The organism is Planktothrix sp. FACHB-1355 (assembly GCF_014748295.1).
GTDB classification, from domain to species: domain Bacteria; phylum Cyanobacteriota; class Cyanobacteriia; order Cyanobacteriales; family Aerosakkonemataceae; genus Aerosakkonema; species Aerosakkonema funiforme_A.
On sequence record NZ_JACJUP010000050.1, the window covers coordinates 1 to 12970 of the forward strand.

Here is a 12970-nt window from a genome sequence, read left to right on the forward strand (position 1 = left end):
CCCACTCTCGGTCTTCTTTATGTAAATATTTTTTAAATTATACTATTTAAATCGAACAATACTTATATAATTTAAATTTAAGCAATTTTTCTATTAGCAGCTAGCTAATCTACTTATTGGGTTTAAGGAAACTTACCAATATTATGAAATCCAAATTATTCGACCGACTGCTAGTTACGCTTATGGCACTCGGTACGATTGTGCCTACCAGTCAACCTAGCTATGGTCAATCAGGGCGAGACACCTATTTCTGTGATACAAACAACAGTCCGCCCACAACAATTGCTCGCACGGCGGGAGTAAATCGCCCGTTAATTACCTGGCAATCAACTAGGTCAGGATTGACCCCAAGGCAACGTTGTCTAGAGGTATCAGCTAGATTCGATAATTACTCTCAAAAGGGTCAACTCAGGTTCATCAAAGTTGCAACTCTACGCCGTCAACCTATTTTGTGTGTTGCTAGCTTTAAAGATGGCCCTTGTGTGGGAGTATTGATTACTCTTAGTAATCGCGCTGAGGCTCAAAGAGTTCAACAGCGTCTAATGAATAGTGGTGTACTGGCTACAGGAGCGATTAGTCAGGGTTCAGCACAATCTATTTATATAGATCTGGATAAGTACCTGCAAACTTCATCTGACGATCCGCTGCTGGAATTTTGAAATCATGGCAGCTACAGCTGATATGAATTGGCGTACACTGGCATGGGTTGTTGGGATTGGTAGTTTAGCAGTGGCGCTGCAAGTACAAACACCTGATGTCAGTGTTTCCCATCGGCGGATTGTTCCCAGGCTTTCACCCAAGCAGGAATCAACGCAGTTATCAGTGAATCAACTCTATTCTTTAGCTAGGTTAATTACTGTCAAAGTTCTTTTAGGAGATACTTGGGGATCGGGAATTTTAATTCGGCGACAAGGTTCGGTTTACACAGTTTTAACTAATCAGCACGTCCTAACCGCAGGAGACTCACCATATCAAATTCAAACTTATGATGGTCGTCTCTATCAAGCGAATTGGATAAAGTCAGTTAACTTTGAGGGTCGTGATTTGGCTTTGTTGGAGTTCCACAGCACCGATGTTGAATACAAAGTTGCCTCTGTAGGATCTTCATCTACTTTGTCTGAGGGTGATGAAGTTGTTGCTGCTGGGTTTCCATTTACAATCGATCGGTCTAAGAAAATAGGCTTTGTCTTCACAACCGGGCAAGTCTTTATTGTACTAGATAAAGATTTGAATTTAGGATATCAAATTGGGTCTACTAATGATATTCAAAAGGGTATGAGTGGCGGGCCACTACTCAATCGTTGGGGTGAGGTTGTCGGTATTAATGGAATGCACAAGTATCCTCTTTGGGGAGATCCCTATGTGTTTGAAGATGGCTCGGAGCCTAAACCATCCTTAAAAAAGGAAATGAGCAATTACAGTTGGGCAGTGCCAATAGAAACATTTATAAAACTGGCTCCGCAATTTTCTCAGGGATACGCGGCGCGATCGAACAGGCATAAAGATTGCCAAGTTTATATAGTAAATAATTTTTTGGATGTCAGATGATGAATTTCTCCTATAGGCTTCCGGTAGCTATTTTCGGTGCAGCAGCAACCATTGTAATGGTTCAAACTCAAGCTGTAAAGGCAAAAAGCGCTGATGAAGTTAATAGTATTGCAAAAGAAATAACTGTTTTAATTCGTGAACCTAATGGCAATACTCTTGGTTCCGGCGTAATTATTGGCACAGAAAATAATACCTACTACGTCGTCACAGCTGGTCATGTCGTACCCGATGAAGTTGAATATGAAGTTGTTACTTCTGATGGTAAGGCACACCCAGTCACTCCCGGTAAGTTTATCCGACCAGTTCAATATGACTTAGTTATATTAGAGTTTTCTAGTAACGATATCTACAGGGTGGCAACGCTGATTGATTATGACTTATCAACCAAAATATGGTCAAATGGTATTTATGTTTTTGTTTCTGGATACCTAAAAGGAAATAACTCACAGTCTTCATATTTGTTTACACCTGGGGTTATGTTTGATACGGATACTGCATCCGAGCTTGCTCAAGAACCTTTTTCTGGTGGCTATGAACTTCTCTATAGTAATATAACCATGCCAGGAGTAAGTGGTGGGCCTGTATTGGATACTGATGGACGAGTAATCGGTATTCACGGAAGAGTAGATGGTCGGGACGATGTTCAGCTAGGTTACAGTTTAGGGATTCCAATCAACAAAATTTTGCGTTTGTTACCACCTTCAAATAGATTAAGGATAGAAAGCTCTTTTCCATCTCAACTAAATCAGCAAGAAGTTAGCTCAATTCAATCTTTATTTAACAAAGTAGAAGTAGTTGCAGGTGGTTCCAATGCTGGGGAATGGGTGAATCGTGGCAACCAATTGATAAGATTAGGACGCTACGAAGAAGCAATTGCTTGCTTTGAGAAAGCTATCCAAATCCAGCCTAATTCCTATCAAGCATGGTATGCAAAAGGCTGGGGATTATATCGGAATGGTAAGTATCAGCAAGCTATTCCAGTTTTGGAAAAAGCAACGCAATTGCAGCCCTCTTTTTATCCAGCTTGGTTTTGGCTAGGTTTTGCTCAGTCTAATCTTGGCAAATACCAAGAAGCAGTAAAATCTTATGACAAAGCGATTCAAATTGAGCCTAAGCTTTATCAAGCTTGGGCTGCAAAAGGCTCTGCTTTAACAGCTTTGCAAAAATATGAAGAAGCACTTGCTTGCTATGACACAGTAGTTCAATCCGAAATGAAGCCCAACTACCATATAGCTTGGCTTAATAGAGGTTATATTTTCGGTTTAATGGCCCAGAAAGAAGAGACGAATAAATCATTCGATAAATCTATTCAAAGGTATCAAGAATCCCTTGAATCATCCGACAAAGCTCTTGAAATTAGGCGTGATAACTCTACAGTGTGGCATCATCGAAGCTGGGTACTCAATCAGGTGTCACAGTATAACGATTATATATATAGAGAAAAGATTATCGAAGGACTAAGCCATTTACGTTACTACGCTAGCTCAGAGCAGCAACAAAAAATTCAAACTGAAGTAAACCGCTTACAACAGTACAGGGATTTCCAAGAGAAGAAAAAATTTATTCAAGAATCCTGGGAAAAACATACATCAATGATTCTCGAAGAATCTGTTGCATCCCTGGATGAAGCTTTGAAATTTAAGCAAGATGATCCGAGTATTTGGTATAAAAAAGGTTGGGCGCTTACTCAATTGAAGCGATACGATAAAGCTTTTGAGTCCTTAGATAAGGCTGTGAAACTTAAGCCAGATGATGTTATATCTTGGTATTGGCGAGGCAGAGCTTTAGAGAATTTAAAGCGATACGAAGAAGCTGTTTTTTCTTACAATAAAATAATTGAACTTAAACCAGCTTCTTACGGTGACACTTGGCATTATCGAGGTTGGGTACTCTTTCAATTACAAAAGTATAAAGAAGCTATTGCTTCATTCGATGAACATCTAAAAATTAACAAAAACGCTTCTAATGCTTGGTATTTGCGAGGTTGGGCATTTTATAAATTAGAAGAGTATCAAAAAGCGCTTGATTCATTTGATAAAGCTATTGCAATTTACTCTAAAAGCGCTGACTATTGGCATTACCGAGGCGTAGTGCTACATTACCTAAAAAGATACGATGAGGCAATTGAATCTTATAAAAAAGTTCTTGAAATTGATCCTAACTACGAGTTAGCTAAAAAGAATATAGACATAGCAAGGAAAGCAAGAGGTCAATCTCAAGAAAATATTTTCAGAAATATTCTCCGTCTTGCCCCCTTGCTTAATTTTTTATAAAATGAATTTCAAATAAAATTGAATACTTTCTATATAAAATCATTTAATTTGCCATGATTTAATCATATCATCTGCTGTTTTCTGGAACTCTTGATATTTGTCTGCTTCCACCTCAAAAGTCATTGTGTAAGCCTTGTTTTCCTTGATTGTCCAAACTACTAACCAGGTTACATTATTTGACCCTTCTTTACCAGAGTAAACTGCCTTATATGCTGGGAGATTATTAACAAGAATAATTGGATCGCTAGTAACCGAATAAGATTCACTTATTTGGTTAATATTCAACTCTGTAAGCTCTGTCAATGTCATAGGCTGCGTTGATAAATCTGCAACCTTTATGTTGAGATTCTCTAGAAACTTGTCTGCGTTATTTTCTTTCCGAGACATGAAGGTAACGATAGTTCCTGGATCTGATTTCGGGTCTTCTGTCCATTCTTTAGGATATTTGATGCTGATTTCACCGTTTGGACTATTATAAGATTTGAAATTTTCGGCTGGGCTATTCCAGTGAAATATGTTTATCAATCCTGGAATCCCTAAAACAACAAATAAGGCTGCTAGAATTCCAAAAATTTGATTCAAACGATTCACTGGATCTCGTCCCATGATGCCAAAAATTGACTTTTTTTTTCGACTCTGACGCGCTTTATAAAGAGGATTTTTCAATTTTTTAAGCGCTTCCAAAACTTCTTCTACTGACTTGTAGCGATGTTCGGGAAAGCGACACACCATTTTATCTAAAATATCTGCTAGCTGACCATTGATGTTTGGGGCTAAATCTCTCCACCTAACTTCATGTGTTATGGGGTTTTCATCTATTTTATTAGCAGGTACTCTTGTAATCGCTTCGATACAAATCATCCCCACAGCATAAATATCGCTGCAAAAGTCTGGATTACCTTGGGCTTGTTCGCTAGGCATATAGCCATCAGCACCAACCGCAGGATTAAAATTCGGTTTTCCTTGAGAATTAAGGCATAAAGTACTGATTTTTTTACCTCCCCCAAAATCAATCAGAACAATTTTTTTATCTGTTTCACGCCGTATGATATTGGAGGGCTTAAGGTGGCAATGAATAACCCCTTTTTGATGGACAAATGCCAAAACTTCAAGAATTTCCCGTAATAAGGCAATAACTTCAGCTTCACTGAATAGTTTGTTTGGTGTGACTTCTTTGCTCAGTTCTTCCCCTTCAATGAATTCCTGAACCAGATAAAATGCTTGATTTTCTACAAACTGCTCAAAGAGATTAGGAATTTGAGGGTGCTGGCCTAAATCCTCCAAAACTGTAACTTGCTCGTCAAATAACTTTTTAGCCTCATCGAAAGTCTGTTGATCGGATGCTTGCGGTTTGATTTGCTTGATGACGCGGGTCGGTTTGCTTGCTAGTCTCAAAGCTTTAGCAAGGTAGGTTTGACCGAATCCGCTACCTCCCAAATGGCTGCTAATTTCATAGCGTTCGTGATCGAGTTTTGTCCCTGGCGTTAGTTGCATAAGTCCTGGCAGTTTGCGAAGGTAGTGCAAGTGTGCGATTTCTACCTTGTTTGGTATAGCAAAATCGCCTACTCATTGTTATAATTTTGCCATAGATTCTTAAAAAAGCTACCTATAAGTCGCTTTGCTGCATTTTACTTTGCTTTCAGGTAGCGACGCTGCCCTGCCGCCAAGATCGGATAAAATGAGATTGATCGCCTCACCTTTCACTTAAATCTCAACGATCGCCAATTCTTGACTGCTAAAATGAGAGCGATCGCCTTCCCTATTTAAGCTACACTAAAAGATATATTTTCTAACACTACATTAGGAACATTTCCTGCACCTAAAACTTCTGAAGCATCTAAAATTTCTATTCCTACTAATAACTCATTTTCACCAATATTTAAAGCTATTTCTTCCGTTAGCTGTAAAGTGCGGCACTCATGCTTACCTTCCACAAGTCTAATGTAGAGAGCATCAATTTCAGAATCATAACTAATTTTCATAAATTCCTCAAAAATAGCGTTCTCCTGCTTCTCTTCGCTGCATTTGTTCTATCAACTGCTGCTTAACTTCTGCTTTAATTTCCTTTCCTTCATCAGGATCTCCAAAATACTCGTCTAAACATTGTTCGACAATATGCCGAATTAGGTCGCTGAGTTGTTCAACTGTCATGTCTTTGACTTGCATTTCCATCTCCTTGGCATGGTGACTGTCAATATTTTAGCTGGTTTACAGCGCCAATTCTTGATACGATGGGCTCATCTTGCCAAATTTCATGATTTTTCAATTATTTCATCAATATTCCTCACCTTATTGGTTGCGATGTCTGCTTCTGCTTTCGCAATCAGAGCATCTAATTTGCCTGCTGCCAAATCTTCTTCTATTTGTCTATCCCACTTTTCATTTAAATAGTTTTGAATCCACCCAGCCAATTGGCGAATATCATTTTCTGGAAATTGTTTAATCGCTGCTTCGATTTCTGCCCAAGCCTTCATAGACAAAAGTTTCTTAGTATAAGTCTATATTTCATCTTAACTCAGGATTGCTATAAGCTTTCCAAAAATTACAGTTTTCGGGTAATGCGGTTTTTCACTCAATAGTTTGAGCCAGCCTTGACAAGCTAGCAAGAGCGCCGATTGTCATCAGATGATCGGTAAATTTTTGTTGCGCTAGTCCCAAGTAAGGTGTTAGCTTAAGTATAATTGCGGTATTTTTAACTGGTATAGGTGGCGATTTACTGAACGCTGTTAAGGAAAAAAACTAAGATGAATCAACCCCAATCTGCTGAAAATAATAATGAAGTAAAAATTATTATTTTGTGTGAAAACTGCTCTCAAAAACTACGTATTCCCAAGCGGAAGAAAAAATTACGAGTGACCTGTCCCACTTGCAGACATGAATTTAACTACAAGCGTTATGTTTTTGGTTTTTCCTCCAACAACAAAAAGCCGCTCCTCGTTGGCTGGGTGGGTAGCTTAATAGGCTTTATTGTAGTTGAAATTATCCAACTTAGCCGGATTTTAGCTACCACAAATCCTTTTTTGAATGCAATGATAACGTTCGGAGCATTTGGGATGTGTTTGGGAGCAGTGATGGGAGCCGCAGAAGGGTTTTTCAGAAAAGATCGGACAAGATTATATTACGGTCTTAAAGTTGGCTCGGCTTTAGGTTTAATTAGTGGTGTTATCTCAGGCTTTATTGCACAATATGTATTCGTTTCCATCCTTTCATTTTCCAGAGTTGACAGCGCTCCTCCCCTTGCCCTTTTAATTTTTGCTCGTACCGCTGGCTGGTGTATCTTGGGACTTCTATTAGGGGGTTCTTATGGTATTAAAGAAAATACTTTAGGGGATCTAAAGTTTGGATTTATAGGTGGAGGTATTGGTGGAGCTATCGGTGGTTTGCTTTTCGATCCTTTGGGTTCGCTATTTCAATTTGGTGGAGGTACTGTGGGGCGATTACTAGGATTGTCCCTTGTGGGGATGAATATTGGTGTCGCCATCAACCGCTTCAGGGAAGTTGCGATCGCGCAAAACCGACCGGAGATGTATCGACAAATAACTAGGAAATTACCTACTAATTCAAGATTGTTATTGCCCGGTTCAAATAATAAAACTTAATCAACAATAAAGGGAGCGATCGCCTATTTTAGGCGCGAATATTTTAGGCGATCGCTCTCTGTTATAATCCAGTAAAATCCCTCATTTATTATAAATAAATGAAGTGCCTATTTTAAGGACTGGCAATTTGTGCCTCATAGTTTTTCCGAACACTTGAAACAATCGAAGCCCCAGGAGGACATAGCATATCTTTATTTACCGCTTCAGGTATCACAGGAGGTATAGTTGATGGTCGATCGGTTTCGCAAATTTTATCCACCGCCGATTGACCTTCGGCAAATACTATACCTGTGTAACTCTTATCTTCTGGTTTTTTTGCTGTAGCTGTTACTATTGTTTTATGTCGGTCAGACCAAGCGATTTTATATTCATAATCTTGCTCTTTTGATTCAATATTGAATCCCAAATCTTCCCATGTAGAAGCAAATCGTCCGTTTTCGAGATAAAAACCTTTTTGGATTCTGTTGATCGAAGCAATAATCTCTTTAGCGTCCAAACGATCCGATTCTACCATCGGGACTGGAAGTAACTCCTTTGCTTCATTTTCTTGTGTTTTATCTTTCTGGTTTTCCAAAGAAGGTTCGAGTTTTTCTGATGGAATGCCTTGAGGGCTAGGAACGACGGCGTTTGCCTGAGTTATCGATCCAGAAGAAACGTTACTCCTAGATAAGATACTTTGCCAATAATTATGGATATTACTGCCTGCAAAACCTAAAATTAAAGCTCCTGCCACCCAAAGATTGTTAAAACTCGATTTGTTATTTTTGGCAGAAGTATTTAAGGGAATGTGACTAGCTATTTGAGTGGGTGCATCCTCTGTCACACTAATTATCGATCTGTTGATGGGATATTTGGTATATTTTTGATTGCGGATTTTATGCTCAAAACTATACCTTGCCTCTAAAGGTAGGGACAAATCTTCATACAGCGCTATAATAGGCGTCTGAAAGTTAATACTGGCAAAGTATACCTCTTCTCCTTCCCCATACGGATAAAGAATCCAAAGTCCCTCTGAGTTGCGACGGAAGCACTCCACATATAGCCGTTCTTGACTAATTAGTACATATTCTTGCAGACTTGCTAATTTACGGTAATCAGCGAATTTATCACCGCGATCGAAAGCTTCCGTTTCTGGAGACATTACTTCCACAATTAAACGGGGATATCGCTTGAAATTTTCGCTACCTCTATCTCTATCATCAGAGGTTACTATAACATCGGGATAATAAACAATATTCTCCCTATCAATAGTAACTTTTACCCTTCCTGTGTTAACCCGGTAGCCTAAAGCGCGACTTTTACTCTTTAGTAAAGATATCAAATTAACGCAAATGCTGTCGTGTAGATCGCTTGATTCATCAATTTCATAGACCTCTTCCTGCCTGTAATCTTGCTTGAATACACTGATTTTTTCATAATCTAAATACTCTTTTGCATCGCCAAGGGTATCGCTGTTGGCTACTGTCATATTTAAACACTCCTGATGTAAAATTATTCAATGCAGACTACCCCTTGGAACAATTCCAAATTAAAGTGTTGGGGCAGACGCGAAGAGCGTCTGCAAAGAAATGATTTAAATCAACTATAATAGTTGAGTAACCAAAATCCCAATAATCATCTTTTGCTTGCCTTTCGGATCGCAGATGTCTGATGATTAATTTATTTTTGGCTCGCCAAATAGAACCTAAAACATCGGTCAGTTATCTGTGAAAAGCAGCCAGATGATTTGGTGAAATATATAATATCTAATTAAATTGGATTTGAATATAGGGGGAACACCCCTATTCCTAACTTGCTTTATTTATAGTAAAGCGATCGGCGCAAATAAACTTTATTCAGTAAATAAATGTAAATGCTTGGTTCAATCATTAATCTAGATTGGGTAGCGTTTACATAACTTTACTTGGTTTTAATTATACTGATGTGCTTACCATACTAATTCCCAGTAATTTACATTGAGATTACAAAAGCCCTGAAACTCCAGTAGAGCCATAAGGACATTGAAAATCCTTACCAAAAGCTTGCGGTATTCTCGGAGGCGCAGTGGATGGTTCGTTGGTTTCGCAAATTTTATCTACAACTGTTTCGCCTTGCATAGAAACTACACCAGAATAACTTTTTAATCCTAGTTTTTTGGCAGTAGCTGTAACTAAAGCTTTGCTTCGATCGGCCCAGATAATTTCATAGTCATAATCTTCCGTTCTCGATTCTATATTTAATTTCAAATCTTGCCATGTAGAAGCAAATCGGCTATTCTCTAAATAAAAAAGTTGTTGTGTGCTGTTAATTAAACCAACTATTCTTTTAGCCTCGGCTGATTTAGTTGGGTCTACGTTAGCGATCGCACTTGCTTGGGGAGTCGGAGTAGGAGAAGCGGTCGCACTTGCTTGGGGAGTCGGAGAAGCAGTCGCGATCGCACTTGGTTGTGCAGCCGGAGAAGCAGTCGCGATCGCACTTGCTTGCGGCGTCGGCGAAGTTATTTGTAAATTTACTTGCGTAGTAGGAGAAGAACTTTTCGCAATCAACGATTGCAGTTGCCGATAACTATATATTTGAGTACCTAGCAAAGCTAAAATTCCAGCGACAACAAACCAAATCCAGTTAGGTTTCAGCTTATTCTTATTTGCCACTATAGTAGAGCCAATCTCATGATGCTTTTGAGATTGAGTGTGTTCTATAACGGTAGAAGTTGAATTACTTTTTACCAGCTTGGTAGAGATTTGAGATGGCGTTTTCCGCCCAGAAATAGGAGTTGATTTCTTTGTCCCCACCTGAGTAGAGATTTGAGATGGCGTCTTCCTTCCAGAATTAGGTATTTGGGTGGGAGTTCTCGTCACCATAGTGGAAGCCATCATACCCGAAGCATAACTGCTCAAATTTTTCAGATCCCCAAGAGCTGAAGTAGCAGACTCATAACGCTGACGGAAATCATAACGCACCATTTTATCTAAAACATATGCCAAACCAGGACTGACCTGTGCCCACTCCCGCCAAATAATTTCATCCGTATTGGCATCTTTTTTAAGTTTTTTGGGATCTAAACCTGTAAGCGCTTGGATACCAATCATTCCCACCGCGTAGATATCGCTACAAAAACGCGGATTCCCTGCAAATTGTTCGTTTGGCATATACCCAGGCGAGCCTACTGTAACCGTCATAGTTGTATGACAGTGCCCGTCTACCGTGGTAGTGCTGATTTCTTTTACCGCCCCAAAGTCAATCAAAACAATCTTGTTATCGTGCTTGCGTCTAATTAAATTTGAAGGCTTAATATCGCGGTGAATCACCCGCTGCTGATGGACAAATTCTAATATCTTGAGGATATCCTGTAAGATACTAACAACAAAATCTTCATCCAACTGGTGACCTGGGAGTATTTCATCACACAAACTATTACCTTCAACATATTCCTGAACTAAATAAAATTCTTCATTTTCTTCAAAGTGAGCGAAAAGCTGGGGAATTTGGTCGTGTTTTCCCAGCTTGTACAAAACTTCCGCTTCTGTATCGAACAAACGCCTTGCTATCTGTAGAGTTGGGATATCCGTAGTTTTAGGTTTGAACTGCTTGACGACACAGTGAGGTTTACCCGGTAGATGGCTATCTTCAGCCAAATAAGTCTTACCGAAACCCCCACATCCCAGCCCTCTAATAATTTGGTAGCGCCCACCGAGAATGTTTGCCGACATGACATTAATATTTGTTGCGTAAGGATGACGATCGCACTCAAACCAGATAAGGCTTTAGCCCATAGCACCCACATAATTAATATCAATTTTGGCACAGCCCGATCGATAACAGCACTACCCTGTCCAACTCTCCAGACCGGGCGATGTCTTATTCAGCATTTTAATTGCCTTACCAAGGACTGCCAATCATCGTAAAAGCAGCCCAATAGAAAGGATGCTTAAAATTTCTTGTTCCCGAAGGTGCTAATTTGGGTGGCAGAACCATCCCATCTCCCAGCATGGGCCCGCGCAATTTACCACCCTCGAAAACCACTTGTCCTCGCAGCATAGCTATCTGCGACTGCCGCAACGCTTCAGCCTTAATTGGCGCTACCCTCAACTGCTGGTAAAATTCAGTCATCAACGCCAAAGTTCCCTCATCGCTAACACTCCACAAACTAGCCAGCGCCGACTTCACGCCGCTATTCACCGCTAATCCCGCAAACCCCATTTCCGCATCTTTATCGCCCACCGCCGTGCGGCAAGCACTCAACACCAACAATTCCACCGGTGGATTATTCCACTGCAACTGTCTCATCTTATCCAGCGTTAATTTATTATCCCAAAACTGAATATAAGAGTTTTCCGGTGCCCCAGACTTGAACTCTGCATGAGTTGCCAAGTGAACAATTCCAAATGGCTGCGAAGCGCGTTGCGACCTGAGATTATCTAAGGTAAATTCTTGATTTAAAAATTGTTTACCCCGCCAAGAACCCGGCCAAATAACACCAGAAAGATCTTGCATAATAGCAGCCAACTCCACAGGCACAGCAGCTAAGGGAGCTTGTTCTTTAAATTGCGACGCTCCCATTGCCAAAATTGGTAAATTCTTCACGTCTTTATAAACGGGATCGGTCATATTAAAAGCAGGGATAAGACCGATGCTGTACTTTTCTACCAGAAATTGTTGTCCGTCGTGTAAAGTTGCCAGGGGTAAGCTACGCAGACCGCCACCCATACAGAAAATTAAATTATCGATTTTATTAGCTTCAAGTTCAGCCGACAGCGGGGCAACAATCCATTGATAGAGTTGTTGAGCAGGAGCCAAGTAACTCGTTGTATTCAGTTTTGTGAAGTCCGTGATTTCCTGAGTCAACTGTTTCGCTACGTTCTGCAAAGTTTCGGTATTAGCTGTCGTTACACTCTTCCGAATCGGTTTTTTTTGGGGCATCACTAACACCAATTCCAATGTATTAGGTGTTGGAACTGCGTAGATCAAGGCAGTTTTTTTTCCAGTTTGAGCGGCGAGTTTTCCTAAAGTAGCTGCGATCTCTTCAGACCCCATTGACGTGTCAGAGAGATTCGTTTTAAAATAATTTTCATAATCGCTTTGCCAAGTTTTCTCAATTGTGCCAACAGCCTCCTCATTCGACTTAACTTGCTGAAGGGCTTGTCCCAAGTTGGGAGGGGTAGCCGATCGCACAGGCGCATTTTCTGGGCTGTTTTCCGAAATCGGGGTAATACCTTCCTCGACAGGAGTCTTGCTCAGGTATTCATTCATATCTATATATATGGGCTCCTGAGAAGCTTGCGATTCCCCTCTGGTAATTGGGCCATTGGCAGCCCTAACCCGGATATCAAATAGCTCTTGCAAAACTTGGTTGGGATCGTCCCTTTCTTCCAGAGTGAATAATACCTGACTACAACCGCTCCCAGGACTTTGAGCAACGCACACTACCGGTTGGCGGTTGACTGTGCCAGTGGTGATATAGTTGAGCGTTCCATTGTCGTAGTAAGTCTGAAATCTTTTGGAAACCTCGACGCATCGGCTCGCAGGAGTGTAGCCTGTACCGCTAAAATAGGTAGATACCCACCTAATTAT

General features: G+C 40.3%; 11 protein-coding genes. 4 read left to right on the forward strand and 7 right to left on the reverse strand.

The features are described 5' to 3' along the window. Window positions 1-143: 143 nt before the first annotated feature. From H6S82_RS04540 to H6S82_RS04550, 3 genes are read left to right on the forward strand one after another with little or no spacing between them, the layout of a single operon-like run. A complete protein-coding gene (locus tag H6S82_RS04540) occupies window positions 144-659 on the forward strand; it encodes a COP23 domain-containing protein (protein WP_190468272.1) in 516 nt (171 codons plus the stop codon). 4 nt (window positions 660-663) lie between these two features. After that, window positions 664-1548 carry a serine protease gene (locus tag H6S82_RS04545; protein WP_242056822.1) on the forward strand — a complete coding sequence of 295 codons (885 nt, stop codon included), beginning with the start codon at window positions 664-666 and terminating at the stop codon, window positions 1546-1548. After that, window positions 1545-3821, forward strand: coding sequence for a serine protease (locus H6S82_RS04550; protein ID WP_190468275.1), 2277 nt, complete (start codon window positions 1545-1547; stop codon window positions 3819-3821). Before H6S82_RS04545 ends, H6S82_RS04550 begins: the two co-directional genes overlap by 4 nt. 39 nt (window positions 3822-3860) lie before the next feature. Here H6S82_RS04550 and H6S82_RS04555 read toward each other — a convergent pair whose 3' ends face one another. The 4 genes from H6S82_RS04555 to H6S82_RS04570 all read right to left on the reverse strand — a co-directional run bounded on the left by H6S82_RS04555 (window position 3861) and on the right by H6S82_RS04570 (window position 6295). Beyond that, on the reverse strand, window positions 3861-5315 hold the full coding sequence (locus H6S82_RS04555) for a serine/threonine-protein kinase (protein WP_191056039.1): 1455 nt from the start codon (window positions 5313-5315) through the stop codon (window positions 3861-3863). 269 nt (window positions 5316-5584) lie between these two features. Then, complete coding sequence (locus H6S82_RS04560; protein WP_190468280.1) at window positions 5585-5803, reverse strand: DUF2283 domain-containing protein; 219 nt, start codon at window positions 5801-5803, stop codon at window positions 5585-5587. Window positions 5804-5810: 7 nt separating this feature from the next. Beyond that, window positions 5811-5987 (reverse strand): hypothetical protein, encoded by a 177-nt coding sequence (locus tag H6S82_RS04565; protein ID WP_190468284.1) that lies wholly within the window; start codon window positions 5985-5987, stop codon window positions 5811-5813. Window positions 5988-6073: 86 nt separating this feature from the next. After that, entirely contained in the window at window positions 6074-6295 is a 222-nt protein-coding gene (locus tag H6S82_RS04570; RefSeq protein WP_190468288.1) for a hypothetical protein, read from the reverse strand. 270 nt (window positions 6296-6565) lie between these two features. Between H6S82_RS04570 and H6S82_RS04575 the strand changes: the two genes are divergently transcribed. Further along, window positions 6566-7420, forward strand: a complete 855-nt coding sequence (locus H6S82_RS04575; protein WP_190468292.1) for a hypothetical protein — start codon at window positions 6566-6568, stop codon at window positions 7418-7420. 112 nt (window positions 7421-7532) lie between these two features. On the opposite strand, the gene H6S82_RS04580 is transcribed toward H6S82_RS04575, so the two are convergent. From H6S82_RS04580 to H6S82_RS04590, 3 genes are all read right to left on the reverse strand, one after another. Continuing rightward, on the reverse strand, window positions 7533-8888 hold the full coding sequence (locus H6S82_RS04580; protein WP_190468295.1) for a Uma2 family endonuclease: 1356 nt from the start codon (window positions 8886-8888) through the stop codon (window positions 7533-7535). Window positions 8889-9381: 493 nt separating this feature from the next. Then, entirely contained in the window at window positions 9382-11109 is a 1728-nt protein-coding gene (locus tag H6S82_RS04585) for a type IV pilin-like G/H family protein (RefSeq protein ID WP_190468300.1), read from the reverse strand. A gap of 169 nt (window positions 11110-11278) precedes the next feature. Next, window positions 11279-12970: CHAT domain-containing protein (locus H6S82_RS04590; protein ID WP_242056823.1), on the reverse strand; the 1692-nt coding region annotated here is incomplete at its 5' end.

What these genes read in the sequence shown, in the direction of transcription:
- H6S82_RS04565 (WP_190468284.1), bottom strand. Translation starts at nt 5,987, where the DNA reads ATGCAAGTCAAAGACATGACAGTTGAACAACTCAGCGACCTAATTCGG.
- H6S82_RS04580 (WP_190468295.1), bottom strand. Translation starts at nt 8,888, where the DNA reads ATGACAGTAGCCAACAGCGATACCCTTGGCGATGCAAAAGAGTATTTA.
- H6S82_RS04555 (WP_191056039.1), bottom strand. Translation starts at nt 5,315, where the DNA reads ATGCAACTAACGCCAGGGACAAAACTCGATCACGAACGCTATGAAATT.
- H6S82_RS04570 (WP_190468288.1), bottom strand. Translation starts at nt 6,295, where the DNA reads ATGAAGGCTTGGGCAGAAATCGAAGCAGCGATTAAACAATTTCCAGAA.
- H6S82_RS04545 (WP_242056822.1), top strand. Translation starts at nt 664, where the DNA reads ATGGCAGCTACAGCTGATATGAATTGGCGTACACTGGCATGGGTTGTT.
- H6S82_RS04585 (WP_190468300.1), bottom strand. Translation starts at nt 11,109, where the DNA reads ATGTCGGCAAACATTCTCGGTGGGCGCTACCAAATTATTAGAGGGCTG.
- H6S82_RS04550 (WP_190468275.1), top strand. Translation starts at nt 1,545, where the DNA reads ATGATGAATTTCTCCTATAGGCTTCCGGTAGCTATTTTCGGTGCAGCA.
- H6S82_RS04540 (WP_190468272.1), top strand. Translation starts at nt 144, where the DNA reads ATGAAATCCAAATTATTCGACCGACTGCTAGTTACGCTTATGGCACTC.
- H6S82_RS04575 (WP_190468292.1), top strand. Translation starts at nt 6,566, where the DNA reads ATGAATCAACCCCAATCTGCTGAAAATAATAATGAAGTAAAAATTATT.
- H6S82_RS04560 (WP_190468280.1), bottom strand. Translation starts at nt 5,803, where the DNA reads ATGAAAATTAGTTATGATTCTGAAATTGATGCTCTCTACATTAGACTT.